This window comes from Actomonas spartinae, assembly GCF_051209155.1.
Taxonomy (GTDB): Bacteria; Verrucomicrobiota; Verrucomicrobiia; order Opitutales; family Opitutaceae; genus Actomonas.
Genome location: NZ_JBPJGB010000003.1, coordinates 163,666 through 178,864 on the forward strand (window position 1 = coordinate 163,666; position 15,199 = coordinate 178,864).

Sequence of the window (15,199 nt, forward strand, 5' to 3'; positions counted from 1 at the left end):
ATCGATCGGCGTTGATCGAGCCTTAGCCGTGGAGCTCGGATTCCTCGAAGAACCGCGCCAGCTCAAGTTTGGCGTTCTCGTCGCTGTCGGAGGCGTGCACGACATTGACCATCATGTTGGTGCCAAAGTCGCCGCGGATCGTGCCCTGCGGGGCCTTGGTGGAGTCCGTCGGGCCGAGCAACTCGCGCACCTTGGCGACAACGCCTTCGCCCTTGAGTGCGGCGACGATCACCGGACGCGAGCTCATGAAGCCCTCGATCTCCGGGTAGAACGGCTTGTCGGCGACGTGGGCGTAGTGCTCACGGAGCTTGTCCGAACTGAGCTGAATCATCTTCGCACCCACGATGGCGAAACCAGCGGCTTCGAAGCGCGCGAGCACTTGGCCAACCAGCCCCTTTTCCATGCAGTCGGGCTTAAGAATAATGAATGTCTTGTCCATGAAGGCTGCGACTGAACCAATCCGCCGCACATAAGGAAAGCTTCATTTTAGCCGGCCCACGCGCCTGCTCAGAGCCATTGCAGCACCGTTTCCGCCACCTCGCGGCCGCTTTCCATGGCCCCCTGAATCGAGGCGGTCGAGCAACTGTCCCCACAACGCCAGGTCCCCGGTGCCACCGGCTTCGGTAGGATTCGCTCCAGCGGCGTTCGCGCCGGCAGCGACTTGCGCACGCGCGAATGCCGCAGCAACCGCAGCGAGGTCGCCACATCGGCGCCAAACCAAGGGCTCAACTGCTGCCTTACCTGTTGCTCGATCAATGCATCATCGTCGCCGTCCAGACCGGGCCGCAACGCAACCATGAGCAAAGCTTGCCCCGCTGGCGCGTAACTCGGCGCGACACGATCCATCCACACGGCATGGTTGATCGGACCTTCACCGCTGCCGTTGAGCATGAGCAAAGGATCGCCATCCACCTGCTTCCCCCCCGCAAAATACAGGCAACGTGCTTCCCGCCAATTGACGGGCGGCTCACCCACGGCCAGCCCGCCTGCACTCCCTGGTTCCGACGCGAGCACGACCTGATCGGCTTGCCAAGTTTGGCCATTCTGGGCCCACACCTTGCCTCCCTCGACCGCAGTCACCCGGGTATTAAAAATAATGGAGCCCGCCTCCAATCCGGCGGCGAGTTGCTCTGGAATCGCCTGCATACCTTCGCGCGGAACAGCAGTCCCACCCCGCGCGAACATTCCGAATACAAACTCCAACATGCGGCTCGAGGTCCCCAAGTCCGGTTCGAGAAAGATACCACCCAGCCAGGGCCGCCAAAACCGCTCGATCATACGCTCGCTGAAACCACGTTGCCGCAGGGCTTCCAAGGCGCTGGTCTCAGGCCGCGCCCAATGCGCGTCATCGTTGCTCCGCATCGCATCCATCGCCCATTGCACGACCTTCAACTTGTCGGTCGTGCTGCCGATGTCGGCCGAAAGGCTGCGAAACAAATCCGTCCAACGTCGCCGCGGATCGGCCACCGTCGCCCAATCCGACCCCGTCCACACCGTCGCCCCCGGCCAGAATTCCTGCAGGTCAAGCGTCGCCAGATCCAGCCAGCGCCGCACCTCCGGATAAGCCGTCAACAACACCTGGAATCCGCGATCGAGCCGGAAACCCTCCACCACATCAGTCCGGACCCTGCCACCTACCGCATCACTCGCTTCGAGCACCGTCGTCCGCACTCCGGCCTCCTGCAACCTCCGCGCACAGGTGAGACCGGCCAAACCAGCGCCAACAACGATGACGTTTTTCATGCAGTTTCCAACGTTGCGGCAATCTCCCGGGCCAACGCCAGCCCCGAAACCGCCGCGCCTTCCACCCGCGGCCCACCGAAGGCATCGCCACAGAAACCAAGCCGCCGGTCCGGCAGCCACAGGCATTTTTGCGGATACAGCGTGCGAGGCTCACTGAAGCGCCAACGGTGCAAGGCCCGCTGCACTACGATCGCGTCGCCCAGCAAGGGACGCAGCGCCGGGAGCACCGCCTCAAAAAGTTCGCTCTCGGAATCGCCGTAATGGGTGGCCGAAAACTCTCGACTCAGGTGCACCGTGATCGACGCGGCGGCACCTTGGTTGATCCCCTTGCGCACATTGTCCACCACCCAGCGAATCGGTCCTTCGCTGCTCTCGACTCCCGCGGCCGGCACCGCGCTGGGGCGATCAAGCACCAGCATCAGCGCCAGACAGGGGTGATAGTCACAACGGTCCAGATTGGCCCTCACGCCCTGCGGCAGCGTCACGTTCCCCGCATCCAGCAGCGCCAGGCTTTGTGGCACCGGCGAGGTCAACACCAACCGTTCCGCGCGCAGGAGCCCCTCGCCTTCGACATCGATTTCCCAGCAACCGCAATCGTGTCGTTTGACCGACTGCACTTTGTGCCGCAGACGCACCGAAAGACATTTGGCCAGCGCTTTGGCCAAGCCGGTCATGCTCGGCCGGGCGACCCAACGATTGGAGTCCTCGTCCGGCCACCGCGCCATCGCCCCGCAGCGGGCCCAACTCTCCACCATGGCCTCAAAATATTCATCCCGCACGTTGAAGAATTGCGCGCCTTGGTCGAACACCGCGTCGCCTACGCGCTTGGTGGACATGCGGCCCCCGACGCCTCGGCTCTTCTCCAAAACCTGCACGGTCGCCCCCCGCGACTTCAATTCGCGGGCCAGCAACAGGCCGGAGATCCCGGCGCCAATGATCACCGTCGTGTTCTTCATAAGCCAGACTGCTTACCGAGCACGTGCCTGAGGCCTTTCTCAAGTGAGGGATGCAAAAACCTGTAGCCTGATTCAGTGAGAGTCCGCGGCGTGACTCGCACGCTCGCCAGCAGGGCCTCGTCTGCCATCTCGCCGAAGGCCAGGCGCATTGGCCAGGCCGGCGTCGGCAGCACTGCCGGACGTTGCAAAACACTGGCAAGCATCTCGGCAAAATCCCGCTGCCGCTCCGGCCACGGCGCACACACGTTCACGGGGCCGGCGACGGACTCCGTATCCAAACAGTGCGCACAGGCCTGCACCCAGTCGTCGGCCGATATCCAACTATGCCAATGGCGTCCTCCGGCCATCGGACCACCCGCGCCAAACTGAAACGCCGGCAGCATCTTGGCCAACGCACCACCTGCCGGCGTCAGCACAATACCGGTCCGCAGCCAAACGAGCCGCGTGCCGAGTTGCCGCACCGGGGTGGCTTCGGCTTCCCATTGCTGGCAAACCTCCGCCAAGAAACCCGCGCCCACGTCGCCATTCTCATCGACTTCCTCTCCTCCCACGCCCCGGTCGCCGTAATACCCGATCGCGGAGCCACTCAACATCACGCGCGGCGGCTGTGGCAGGCGGGCCAGCGCCGCCACGAGGGTGCGCGTGCCCTCGACCCGACTGTCGCGGATCGCGCGTTTGCGCGCTTGGGTCCAGCGCCCATCCGCTATGCCCGCCCCCGCCAGATGCACCACGGCGTCGCAGGAAAAATCCGCCGGCCAATCCACCGCACCGCGGTGCGGGTCCCAGCGAATCTCATCCGCCGTCTTGGCATCCCGCCGCACCAGTCGATGAACCGACCAGCCCTGGGTGGAGAGGTAAGCGCACAGGGCCTGCCCCAATAGTCCTGAAGCGCCGCTCACCACCACCGTTCCGCGGGACTGCATCGGCCGTTCCAGCGCGGCCTGCGTCACCGCATGCCGGTAGGCAAACATGCGCTCGAGCCGTTGCTCGACCATGCCTGCACCCAACCAGCGGCCCAAGGCGCCGCCGGGCAGCTCATAGTCAATCGAGTCAGTCAGCCGACAGGTGCCCTCACCTGCGGGCGCAAAGACATGTCGGTGCTCCCACTTCGCAAACGGTCCTTCCAGTTGCCGATCGCAGAATTGGCGCCCCTGCTCGTAACCGTAATGTTCCGCCACCCAACGTATCCAAAACGGGCCTACGCGCGATTTCAGCACCGCCCGGGCACCGTCGGACACGCCTTCGCCCTCCTGCACCACGTTCACCTTTTCCCACGGCGGAGTGAGCAGCGGCAAAGCCCCGCGTCGCTCGTGCCAAGCGAAGGCTTCGTCCGGCGAGCCCCGTATCAGCAGGGTGCGCTCAAAGTGCGGCATGCCTGACCCCCAATTCTTTCGCGCGCGCTCCGCGCTGGTTTCGGCACCGATCTGAGCAATACTTCACCTCTTCCCAGACCCGCTCCCGCTTCTTGCGCCAGGCGAACGGTCGGCCGCAAACAATGCAGATTTTCTGCGGCAGATCGGTCTTCGATTTCATGCGGGGCATCCCGGCAAGCGATGCAGCTTTGGCGTGGAGGCAAGCGACTTAGGCATCCAAACCCAATTCGGGTTCAGCCGACGGCGGCGGTCGGCCGCCATGTTCCCGGATCGCGGCCGCGCGGCTGGCAATTTCATCGAGCCTCTCGACGGATATCCGATCGAGATTCCGCAGCTGCATGCGCATGCGTTGATTGCCCTTCAAGCGCTCGGTATGGCGGTGCAAAAAGTCCCAGTAGAGCGTCGTGAACGGACAGGCGTTTTCACCGGTGGACTTCGCTGGATCAAAGCGGCAGCCGGCGCAGTAGTTGCTCATGCGCTGAATGTATTTGCCCGTCGCCACATACGGCTTCGAGGCCATGCGCCCGCCGTCGGCAAACTGCGACATGCCAATCGTGTTGGGCAGCTCGACCCACTCGACCGCGTCGACGTAGACCGACAGATACCACTCGTGCATCACCTTCGGTTTCACCCCGAGCAGCAGACCGTAGAGTCCGGTGACCATGAGGCGCTGAATATGGTGCGCGTAACCCAACGTCAGGGTCTGGCCGATCGCCTCCCGCAGACAGCGCATTTCACATTTCCCATCCCAATAAAAAGCCGGCAATTCCTGCTCCGCGTGCAACGCGTTGCCCTCCGCATATTCGGGCATCTCCAGCCAATAGAGTCCGCGCACGTATTCGCGCCAGCCGAGGATCTGCCGCACAAATCCTTCGGTCGCTTCGATCGGCGCGTCACCCGCACGGTAGGCCGCGATCGCGGCATCGATCACCTCGCGCGGCGAAATGAGTTTAAGGTTCATGGCGGCCGCGAGACGCGAGTGGTAGAGCCATGGTTCGTTGGTCCACATCGCATCCTGGTAGCGTCCAAAATCCGGCAGCCGGTGCTTGATGAAATCCGTCAAGGTTCGGCGCGCTTGCTCGGTGGTGACCGGCCAATCAAAGGCCGCGAGATCGCCCGGGTGCTTGCCGAATCGTTCCTCCACCAGCGCGATCACGGTCTGCGTGATCTCGTCCGGCTGAAACGACATTGGCGCGCGCACGTTGCCCGGGCCCTCCCGCCCAAAGGACTGCCGATTGTCGGCGTCAAAGTTCCACTGTCCGCCTTCCGGATCACCGTTTGCATCGACGAGGATGTTATGCCGTCGTCGCATCTCCCGATAAAAGTATTCCAAGCGCAGCACCTTCCGCCCCCGCGCATGCTCGCGAAAGCCTTGGCGAGCACTCAGGAAGTGCCGGTCCTCGCGCAGGTCCAATTCCACCGCCGCCTCCGCCGCCGCCTGCTTGATCGCCTCCTCCACGCGGTGATCGCCGGTTTCGACCAGCACCAAACGCTCCACTTCGTGCTTGGCACAAAGTCGCGCCACCTCGCCGCCGAGGGTCTGGGTGTTCGCCGGATCATCGAGCGCCACGTAATCGAGTGACCAATCATCGCGGCGCCGCAACGACTCCGCGAAATGGCGCATGGCGGCAAGGAAGACGGCCGTGCGCACCTTGCTCGACCAAACATGGGTCGACTCTTCCGCGACCTCGGCCATCGCGACGACATCCTGCGTCGGCTCGAAGCCGTCGAACGCCGCCGACTTCGCGTCCAGCTGGTCACCCAACACCAGCACCAGATTGCGTCGTTTCCGCCGCGCCATGATCAGCGGGATTTCCGGAGTTGTTGGTAGGCCTCGAGGGCCGCGTCACGTGCCGCTTTGTGCTCCACGATGGGCGCCGGATAGGTTTCACCCAACTCGACGCCGGCGTGCGCCAACACCTCCGGAGGCGCTTCCCACGGCGCGTGCAGGAACTTGTTCGGCAACTTGGCCAACTCCGGGACCCAACGCCGCACGTAGTCGCCGTCACCGTCGAACTTCGTCCCCTGCAACACCGGCGCAAAGATCCGGAAATAGGGCGCGGCATCCGCTCCGCAACCAGAGCTCCATTGCCAGCCGAGGGTGTTCGCCGCGAGGTCGGCATCGACCAGCGTATCCCAAAACCACTCCGCCCCCTTTTGCCACGGCCGGCGCAGGTGTTTAACCAGAAACGAGGCCACCACCATGCGCACGCGGTTGTGCATCCAGCCGGTCACCCAGAGTTCACGCATCCCGGCATCGACGATCGGGTAACCCGTTTGGCCGCGCTGCCACGCTTTGAGCAGATGTCCGTTCGGATCCTCGCGCCACGGAAACTCCGCGAACTCTTCGCGCAGGGGTTGCGTCGGCGTGTGGGGGAAGTGGTAGAGCAAGTGGTAGGCAAACTCCCGCCAGCCAATCTCTGACAGATACACCCGTGCACCTTTGCTTGAAGGGAACGTCCCCTTCGCTTCGCCGATCGCGGCCACCGCATGCCACACCTGCGCGGGCGAAATCTCCCCAAAATGCAAATGCGGCGACAGCCGTGAGGTGCCGTGTTCGGCCGGCGTATCCCGCCGTTCGTCGTAGGCCGCGATGGCTTCGGCCACAAAGGTCTTGAGCGCTTGTTGCGCGCCGGTTTCGCCCGGCGTCCAACGCTCGGGAAAACGATCTGCCCAATCCAGTTTGGGCAACAGCTGCAAGTCCTCCAGCGCCACCGAATCCGGCCACGTTGACGGTGCCGGCCAGGACGTCGGCGCGTCCGGGTTCAAAGCCGGCTTCGGTTTATCCAGACAATGCCGCCAATACGGCGTGAAAACCTGGAACGGCTTGCCGGACTTGTTTTGCACCGTGTGGGGCTCGTGCAGCAGCGCGCTGTTGAAACTCTTAACCAGCACTCCGCCTTCGCTCAGCGCCCGCTTGATCGTTTTGTCCCGCTCGATCACGGCGGGCTCGTAACGACGCGACCAATACACCGCGTCCGCGCCGGTCGCTAGGATCACTTCCCGCAGTGTGGCCAAGGAATCGCCGCGCCGCAGGATCAGCTTTCCGCCGCGATCCGCAATCGCCACACCCAGATTGGCCAGCGAACGATGCAACCACCAACGCGAAGCACCACCCGACGCCCACGCTCCCTCACCCTTGTCGTCCAGGATGAAGAGCGGAATGATCGCCCCACCCCGCTCAGCCGCCGCCGCCAATGCGGCGTGATCCTGCAGGCGCAGGTCCTGACGCAACCAAACGATCGTAGGTGAAGTGGACATCAGCGCACCGAAGGCAGCCCGCCGAGCTTCGCAAGTCCCTACCCCAAAGTAGAACCGACATTCCTGCCGATCCGCCCTGCCGCACTGCGCAACACTCGCGTCTAGTCCACCAACGCCTCGTAGAACGCATCGTAGGCTGCGGCCGCCTTGCCCCAACTGAAGTCGCGCCGCATGCCGTTTGCCTGCACCTTGGCGTAGTCGGCTTTGCTCGCGAACAAGGCGAGCGCCCGCCCGAGCCCAACCTGCAGCCCGGCGGCCGTGGGTTCCATGAGGATGCCAGTCCCGCCTTCCGGCGCGTCATCGAGGTCGACCACCGTATCGAGCAAGCCCCCCACCCGCGTCGCGAGTGGCACCGTGCCGTAAACCTGCGAATACATCTGATTCAACCCACAGGGTTCAAAGAGCGACGGCATGATGAAGAAGTCGCTGCCGGCCTCGACCAAATGGCTGAACTTTTCGTCCAGAACATTCTTGAAATACACTTTGCCCGGTAACGCGGTCGCCAGCTCGCGCATACCGTCCTCCAGCAAGGTGTCGCCGCCGCCAAGCACGACCAAGCGCACGTTTTCCGCTTCGAAGAAGGCCCGGTTTGCGAGCACGAGCTGCACGCCTTTCTGCTCCGTGAGCCGACACACCATGCCAAAGATCGGACCGCTGAAGCGCGGATCAAATCCCGCCGCCTTCAGCAGGTCGGCCCGACAGAGCTTCTTGCCGCCCAGGTTGTCGGAGCTGTAGTTGCCCGGCAGCAACGCATCGGTCGCCGGGTTCCAGGTCGCGGTGTCGATGCCGTTGATCATGCCCTCCAGGTCGTCCGCCCGCAGTTGCACGACGCCATCCAATCCGCAGCCGAATTCGGCCGTCTGGATCTCTTCCGCATATCGCGGACTCACCGTCGTGACCCGATCGGCAAACAAAATGCCCGCCTTCATCATGCTCGCCTGGCCGTAATACTCGACGCCATCGATCCCCATGAGCTCCTCCGGCAGGTTGGTCCGGTAAAACGACTTCATCGGAAACAGCCCCTGGAAGGCGATGTTGTGGATGGTGTGCACCGTGTGCATCGCGAGGTTCACACGATGGCGCTGCTCCGCTGCGCGCAGCAACAAGGGCAACAAACCCGCCTGCCAATCGTGGCCATGCACAATGTCGGCATCAATGTTGCCGAGACGCATCACCTCCACGACCGCCTTGCAAAAGAAGATGAAGCGGTGGTGGTTGTCTTCGTAGTCGCGCTCGCCGTTACCGTAAGGATTGCGGCGATCGAAGAACTCCTCGCGGCAGATCAGGTTTATGGTCAGATTGGGTTGCGGAGAAAACACTCGCACATCCCCGGTCATGAACATATCCCCCATCTCGATCCGCAACCGCCGCGTGCGCTGCAGCCCGGAGGCCACCTCCGGATGCTCGAGCACCTTGCGGTAGCCGGGAAGGAAGACCGTGACCTCGTGACCTTTTCGCGCCAACTCCTGCGCCAGCGCTCCCACCACATCGGCCAATCCCCCCGTCTTCACGTAAGGGAACATCTCGCTGGCCACGTGAACAATTCTCATAAGTCCACGCATCGGACGAAGCACCCGCGGTGTCCACCGCAAAACGCCTCCGCCCGCTGCCCCCAAGCCCCCTTTAATCAACCTGAATGAAATATCGTGATTCCCTGCTGCAGGTCCTGCGCGCTCCCGGCTACAAGCCGCTCAACGCCGCCGGACTTTCCCGCCAACTCGGCCTGAACAAAAAACAGCGCAACCAACTTTCCCACGAACTTCGCCTGCTGGTTTCCCGCGGCGAATTCAAACTCGTCCAAGGCGACCGCATCGCCCTGCCCGACGCCCATGGTGGCGGCCGCGGCGACGGCACCCTCACCGGCACCTTGCGCTTCCGCACCGGTGGCTCCGCCCTCGTCGTGGTCGATCGCAGCGGCGAGGCCGCCGACGCCCCCGAGGTCGTGCAAATCGCGTCCGAAGACGCCTCCAATGCCTTCCACGGCGACAAGGTTCGGCTCCAGCTCGACACCCGCCCCAATCAGCGCCGCAACGCCCGCAACCCGCGCGCCAACGAACCGCGCGGCCGTATCGTTGAGATCCTCGAACGCGGCACCGACATCGTTGTCGGCACCCTGCGCCGTATCCGCAAACGCTACTACGTTTCGCCCGACGATCCGCGCTTCGTGCACGACGTCGGCGTCGACGATCCCACCCAAGGCAAACTCGATCCCGCCCCCGACGAGGGCGACAAGGTCGTGGTCAAGCTCCACGAATGGACCAACACCGCCCGCCCCCCCGAGGGCCGCGTCATCGAACGCCTTGGTCGCCAGTGGGAGCCGCGCGCCGAGCTTTTGGGTGTCTACCGCAAGTTCGACCTCTCACCCACCTTCCCGCCCGACGTGTTGGCCGAGGTCGCGAAGCTGCCGACCAAGGTGCGCGCCGAGGACCTCACCGCCCGCCTCGATTATCGCGAGATCCCGACCTTCACCATCGACCCCGATGACGCCAAGGACTTCGACGACGCCCTCTCGATCGAGTTCCTGCCCGACGACCACGTGAAGATCGGCATCCATATCGCCGACGTCTCGGCCTACGTGAAACCCGGCACCGCCCTGGACAAGGAGGCCCAGACCCGCGGCAACTCGACCTACCTCGTTGGCACCGTCGTGCCGATGCTGCCGGAAAAACTTTCCAACGGGCTTTGCTCGCTCGTCGAAGCCGAGGACCGTCTCACCAAGGCGGTCTTCCTCACCTTCGACGCCAAGCGCCGCATCGTCGCCAGCGCCTTTGCCAACACGGTCATCCGCAGTCGCAAGCGTCTCACTTACAAACAGGCCTACACGCTCCTGAAAGAGGACGATATTCAGGCCGCGCGCGACCTGCCGCTCCCCCCCAAGCACCAGACCGGCTCGACCGGACGCGCCCTCAAGTCGCTCAGCAAACAGGAACTCACCGACCTGCAGTCCTGGATCCGCACGCTCTGGTCGCTCGCCGGCAAACTGCGTCGCGATCGCATGAAGCACGGCAGCCTCGATCTCGACATGCCCGAGACCAAGGTCTTCGTCGACGAAGCTGGTTACGCCGACCGCCTCGAACTCATCGAGCACGACGAGAGCCATCAGCTCATTGAGGAGTTCATGCTCGCCGCCAACGAGGCCGTCGCCCGCCTCACCAAGCAGCACAAACTCGCTTCGGTCTACCGCGTGCACGACGACCCCGACGAAGAAAAGCTCGGCGAACTTCGCCAGCAGCTCGCCACCCAGGGCATCCAGATCGGCGACCTCACCCAACGGCAGGAAGTCGTGCAACTGCTCAGGCTCCTGCGCGACCACCCGCAGGGCCACGTGCTCCGCATCAACCTGCTCCGCAGCCTCAAGAAGGCCGCCTACCGCGCGTCTCCAGATGGCCACTACGGCCTGCACAAACGGGACTACACCCACTTCACTTCCCCCATCCGTCGCTACGCCGACCTCATCGTGCACCGCGTGCTGAACCACCATCTCATCCTGCACGGCGGCTGGCCCACGCCGCCGGGCTACCAGTTCACCTACAATCAGGCCAAGCTGGAGCGCCTCGCCGAGCACATCAGCCTCACCGAGGTCAACTCGCAGGAGGCCGAACGCGAAAGCGTGAAGATCAAGACCCTCGAGTTCTTCGAGCGCGACCTGGCCAAGGCCGAACCGACCACCTTCAAGGCCATCATCACCGACGTGCGCCAGCATGGCGTGTTCATCGAGCTCGCTGAGTCCGGCACCTTCGGCTTCCTGCCCACCAGCGACCTCGGCAACGACTTCTTCAACCTCGCCGACGATGGCACCGTGCTGGTCGGCCGTCGCACCGGCGCCCGCTACGGACTCAACAGCCACATTGAGGTCAAGGCCGCCAAAGTCGACCGCGTGAAGCGCATGATCGACTTCAAACTTGTCGGCACCGGCGAGCCCAGCGTCCCGCCCTTCAAGCGCCCGGTCGAACGCGCCAAACGCGCCGCCGGCGCGCCCAAAAATCGCCCCAGCGCCCAAGGCCACCGCAAGGACGGCAAACGCAACAGCCATCGCCGCCGCCGTTGAGGGTTAACGATTGCTCCCGTAGGTGCGTCTCCGCGCCCGGCATCGCTTGCCCAGGACAGCACGACCTCGTGTAGCTTAGGTCCACTCCCGTGCTCCGCTCCATCTTCCTCCGTTACTCCCCTTGGAAAGTCGCCGCCGTCGGCGGACTCGTTTCCATCATGGTATCGGTCGTGATCACCACCCTGAGCGTTCGTTCGATCGGCTTCGAAGATATGACCTGGGGCTGGACCATCTTCCTGGCCATCCTTTGCCCGGGCCTGATCGCGCCACCGATCGTTTACGTGCAATGCCGCGCCTATCAGAAAATCGCCCAGCAGAAACAGGAACTGGCGGACACCAACGCCCGGCTCCAGACCGCCCTGCAGCGCGTGGATGAGCTCGCCGAACTGCTGCCAATATGTGCCTGGTGCCACCGCGTGCGCGACGACAGCGGTTACTGGGAACGCGTCGAAGCCTTCCTCGAGCGCAATACCCGTCGCTCCATCACCCACGGCGTCTGCCCCGATTGCAGCGACCGAGCGTTGGCAGAGATCCAAAAACCCCGGGTTACCCGCATCGACTCCAAAACGTGAAACCACCGGGCTCCTGTTGCAGGCTATGCCAACGGCGGCTGCCAAGTCCCCGATAGTTCACCACTAAGCCGATAAGTTTGGTTCGCTACCCACTCTGAAGCAATCGCAACCAAGACGTAGCCGCGCTTGAATCCCGCGCACGCGGAACGAAAGCGTGGCCCGAACGGGACCGCTCCCGCGGACGCCGGATTGCTGCGCGCCAACGCGGCGACGGCGAGCTCAGCCCCTCAAGCCGCTCTATCAAAGGACATCCCTCGCCAGCATGGTATTGAACCAATCGGTCCGCCGTTCATACTGCGCACCGATCGCACCATGAAGAACCAAACGACGCTCCAGGAGTTGGAACACGGTTTTGAAGTCCCCGAGGAATGGTTTGCCTGCTTCGATCGCGAAACCGGCGAAGTCCATACCATCGACGACGAGACCATGCGTGCGGCCGATGATGCCGAACAGGCGGGACACGACAACGACGAGGACGGCAGCGACGAACGCCAACCATGGATGGCGGAGCTGTTCGATCTCGCCCTCGAGGTGGTGCGCGACACCGACGCAAAACGCTTCGTGCAACTCCCGACCAAGTGGGACTTTCATGAATACCGGCACATGGAGGATTTCATCGAGTCGATGCCGAACCCGGACGCCCAACACCAGCTCTGGCGGGCCATCAAGGGGCGCGGGGCTTTCCGGAAATTCAAACTCACCGCCGATCGCCTCGACGTGCTGGACGCTTGGTATGCTCACCGCCAGAGCGCCATCCGCGAACTGCTGCAACGCTGGACCGAAGACCACGACATCACGATCGAGGCAGATCGACCGCCGGCGCCGTTCCCGCCCACCAAAGCACAGCATGACGGCTGAATATCCGCTGAAATCTGGCCTGCCTTGGGGGACTAAAATTAGCCTGGCTGCTGCAATGTCGGCCTTGTTGATCGGCTTGGCCGGCACAACCAACGCTCGGGCAGAAGAAACGGTGCCCTCGGTCGCAGTGAAGACCGCGGCGTTGCTGCAGGCGGAGTTCGCGTTTGATCCGCCGCCAAGCCCCGAAGCGACAGTCGGGCCGGACGACCAGGTGGTCGCCCTGCCCACGCTGACGGTGTCGGCTTCGATCCAAAACCGTCAGCTCGAACTAGCCGTGGCGGAGCAGAAACGGCGGTTTGAGGCGAAGCAGTTTTCACCGGTGCGCGGCGGGACGCTGATCGAGAAAGAATTCGGTCGAACCAAAGTCGAACTCGGCGGGTGGTCCCAGGGACCGCGCTGGGGGTTTCTGAAGGTGTCCTGGTAGGCGGCGACGCCAAGTTCTCAGTCGGACCTTTACTGCCGACCAAACGCCCGTGCTCACGCCTGCCCCGTCTACCCTTCGACGCACTTCTCACGAGCGTTTTTACGAGCGCTTGACGCGATCGCGCGTCATAGCGGTCGCCACAGCCGTCAACGTGTTCAAGATCGTTCCGGAATGTATAAACCTCGCCGTGGCTTTACCTTGGTTGAGATCATGATCGTGGTCGTTATCATCGGCCTGCTGGCGGCCATGGCGATTCCGGCTTTCAGCCGCGTGCGCGAACGCGCTCGGGTCAACCGCTTCGTGAGCGACCTGCGCACCTTCACCGCAGGCATCGACACCATGATGTTGGAACTGGGCACCACCCCGGGCGACCCATCCTCGGGCTCGTTCGCGGGCGGCCATGCCCAGCTCGGCGACTACCTCAATGAAGGCGTTTACGCCCAACCCACGACTATCGGAGGGGTGTGGGATATCGATTCGGGCGATTTTGGCTACCGTGCCTTGGTGGGGGTCGACTTCGGTGGCGCTCCGTCCGATCAGCAGCGAAAGTATCTCCAACTCGTCGACGACCTGATCGACGATGGCGACCTCTCCGCTGGCACGTTCCGGGCCTTTAACAGCGGACGGCGGGGCTATGCCGTCATCGAATAAGCGCCGGACTCGGTTCGCACGTTCGCATTTCGCTGGGGAGGTCGCGCACGCCTTCCCAAGACCCCGCAACGGGGCTGGTCCAGTCGACTTTGCACCTTGGACGGCGCCAACGTTCCGCCGGCTGGCGTTTAACATAAATTTCCGCGCTTGATTGCTCGCTGCGGACAACTGATCACCATCCCCACCGACCCACCGTCGCAGAAATCGCCCGGCTGGCTTTGCCAGGTCAACCAACGCCGCCTACGTCTGAAGCCATGACCGTTTCCCACTTCGACTTTCCCCAGCAGTTTCGCGTCCTCTACGATCACGCCATCTCCGGATACAAATCCGGTAAGGCCTCCGCGGCGGAACTCTTCGACGCCGATCAGCAGGCTTGGCTCGACGCCAACGGCATCGGCGCCCAGGCCATGTTCGACTATGCGGAGGATGACCTCGGCGGTGGCCTACCGGGATTCGGCCATGCGCTCGCCATCGAAACGATCCGCCGTGACTACTTCCTCAACGTGCAAAACGGCGTGGCTTCCACCGTGGTCGCCGATCCGAACACGTGGGCGAGCAAATCCGAGGCGATCGACGGCATCGTTTGGCTGCCCCGCATTTTGCCCAAAGTGCGCGCCAAGCTCCGCGGTGAGTTGCCCCCCTCCATGATGTATTGCTGCGGCGGCGACCGGAATTTTTTCCGCACGCACGACATCCTGCCGGCCGAATTCCTGAACCTCGCCTGGCGTCATTTCGACGACGACGCGGCCATCATTGCCTGGGTCAAGGCCCGCACCGTCGCCGCCTGATCTCGACTCCCTTTCCCACAACCTACCTGTCCCCTCAACCACCCCATGAGCAACTACACCCTCAAGGTGAACGGCGAGAGCCTCACCGTCGATGTCGCCCCGGATACGCCCCTCCTCTGGGTGCTCCGTGATCACCTCAACCTCGTCGGCACCAAGTTCGGCTGTGGCATGGGCCTCTGTGGCGCCTGCACGGTGCACATCAACGGCACCGCCACCCGTTCCTGCCAGACCCCGGTTTCCACCGTCGGCGCCCGCGCCGTCACCACCATCGAGGGTCTCGACCCCAACGGCGTCTCCGCCGTGCAGGAGGCCTGGAACGAGGTCGATGTGCCGCAGTGCGGTTACTGCCAATCCGGTCAGATCATGAGCGCCGCCGCGCTCCTCTCGACCAACCCCCAACCGACCGACAGCGACATCGACGCCGCCATGGCCGGCAACCTCTGCCGCTGCGGCACCTACGTCCGCATTCGCCAAGCCATTCACCTCGCGGCCGAAAAGGCCTCGGCCAAAGCCTGAACCCGGAGA

General features: G+C 63.5%; 15 protein-coding genes. 7 read left to right on the forward strand and 8 right to left on the reverse strand.

The genetic code is table 11. The features are described 5' to 3' along the window. Window positions 1-22: 22 nt before the first annotated feature. The 8 genes from ndk to glgA form a co-directional block, all read right to left on the reverse strand. On the reverse strand, window positions 23-439 hold the full coding sequence (gene ndk, locus AC0MRV_RS15680; protein WP_472765441.1) for a nucleoside-diphosphate kinase: 417 nt from the start codon (window positions 437-439) through the stop codon (window positions 23-25). Window positions 440-507: 68 nt separating this feature from the next. After that, on the reverse strand, window positions 508-1,743 hold the full coding sequence (locus tag AC0MRV_RS15685; RefSeq protein WP_472765442.1) for an NAD(P)/FAD-dependent oxidoreductase: 1,236 nt from the start codon (window positions 1,741-1,743) through the stop codon (window positions 508-510). Next, window positions 1,740-2,699, reverse strand: a complete 960-nt coding sequence (locus AC0MRV_RS15690; protein WP_472765443.1) for an NAD(P)/FAD-dependent oxidoreductase — start codon at window positions 2,697-2,699, stop codon at window positions 1,740-1,742. Before AC0MRV_RS15690 ends, AC0MRV_RS15685 begins: the two co-directional genes overlap by 4 nt. After that, complete coding sequence (locus tag AC0MRV_RS15695; RefSeq protein ID WP_472765444.1) at window positions 2,696-4,072, reverse strand: TIGR01777 family oxidoreductase; 1,377 nt, start codon at window positions 4,070-4,072, stop codon at window positions 2,696-2,698. The genes AC0MRV_RS15690 and AC0MRV_RS15695 overlap by 4 nt, the downstream gene beginning before the upstream one ends. Next, complete coding sequence (locus AC0MRV_RS15700) at window positions 4,059-4,241, reverse strand: DUF2256 domain-containing protein (protein ID WP_472765445.1); 183 nt, start codon at window positions 4,239-4,241, stop codon at window positions 4,059-4,061. Before AC0MRV_RS15700 ends, AC0MRV_RS15695 begins: the two co-directional genes overlap by 14 nt. A gap of 39 nt (window positions 4,242-4,280) precedes the next feature. Further along, window positions 4,281-5,873 carry a cryptochrome/photolyase family protein gene (locus AC0MRV_RS15705; RefSeq protein ID WP_472765446.1) on the reverse strand — a complete coding sequence of 531 codons (1,593 nt, stop codon included), beginning with the start codon at window positions 5,871-5,873 and terminating at the stop codon, window positions 4,281-4,283. A 2-nt stretch (window positions 5,874-5,875) separates the two neighbouring features. Next, window positions 5,876-7,333: a cryptochrome/photolyase family protein gene (locus AC0MRV_RS15710; protein ID WP_472765447.1), complete on the reverse strand. Its 1,458-nt coding sequence runs from the start codon at window positions 7,331-7,333 to the stop codon at window positions 5,876-5,878. A gap of 101 nt (window positions 7,334-7,434) precedes the next feature. After that, entirely contained in the window at window positions 7,435-8,883 is a 1,449-nt protein-coding gene (gene glgA, locus AC0MRV_RS15715) for a glycogen synthase GlgA (protein WP_472765448.1), read from the reverse strand. An 86-nt stretch (window positions 8,884-8,969) separates the two neighbouring features. Here glgA and AC0MRV_RS15720 point away from each other — a divergent pair, with 86 nt between their 5' ends. From AC0MRV_RS15720 to AC0MRV_RS15750, 7 genes are all read left to right on the forward strand, one after another. After that, on the forward strand, window positions 8,970-11,381 hold the full coding sequence (locus AC0MRV_RS15720) for a ribonuclease R family protein (RefSeq protein WP_472765449.1): 2,412 nt from the start codon (window positions 8,970-8,972) through the stop codon (window positions 11,379-11,381). An 89-nt stretch (window positions 11,382-11,470) separates the two neighbouring features. After that, window positions 11,471-11,953 carry a hypothetical protein gene (locus AC0MRV_RS15725; protein ID WP_472765450.1) on the forward strand — a complete coding sequence of 161 codons (483 nt, stop codon included), beginning with the start codon at window positions 11,471-11,473 and terminating at the stop codon, window positions 11,951-11,953. A gap of 312 nt (window positions 11,954-12,265) precedes the next feature. Next, on the forward strand, window positions 12,266-12,811 hold the full coding sequence (locus AC0MRV_RS15730) for a hypothetical protein (RefSeq protein WP_472765451.1): 546 nt from the start codon (window positions 12,266-12,268) through the stop codon (window positions 12,809-12,811). Further along, entirely contained in the window at window positions 12,801-13,235 is a 435-nt protein-coding gene (locus AC0MRV_RS15735) for a hypothetical protein (protein ID WP_472765452.1), read from the forward strand. The genes AC0MRV_RS15730 and AC0MRV_RS15735 overlap by 11 nt, the downstream gene beginning before the upstream one ends. Window positions 13,236-13,406: 171 nt before the next feature. Continuing rightward, complete coding sequence (locus AC0MRV_RS15740; RefSeq protein ID WP_472765453.1) at window positions 13,407-13,886, forward strand: prepilin-type N-terminal cleavage/methylation domain-containing protein; 480 nt, start codon at window positions 13,407-13,409, stop codon at window positions 13,884-13,886. A gap of 254 nt (window positions 13,887-14,140) precedes the next feature. Further along, window positions 14,141-14,674, forward strand: a complete 534-nt coding sequence (locus tag AC0MRV_RS15745; RefSeq protein ID WP_472765454.1) for a DUF5069 domain-containing protein — start codon at window positions 14,141-14,143, stop codon at window positions 14,672-14,674. A gap of 45 nt (window positions 14,675-14,719) precedes the next feature. Next, window positions 14,720-15,190, forward strand: a complete 471-nt coding sequence (locus AC0MRV_RS15750; RefSeq protein ID WP_472765455.1) for a (2Fe-2S)-binding protein — start codon at window positions 14,720-14,722, stop codon at window positions 15,188-15,190. Window positions 15,191-15,199: the final 9 nt, after the last annotated feature.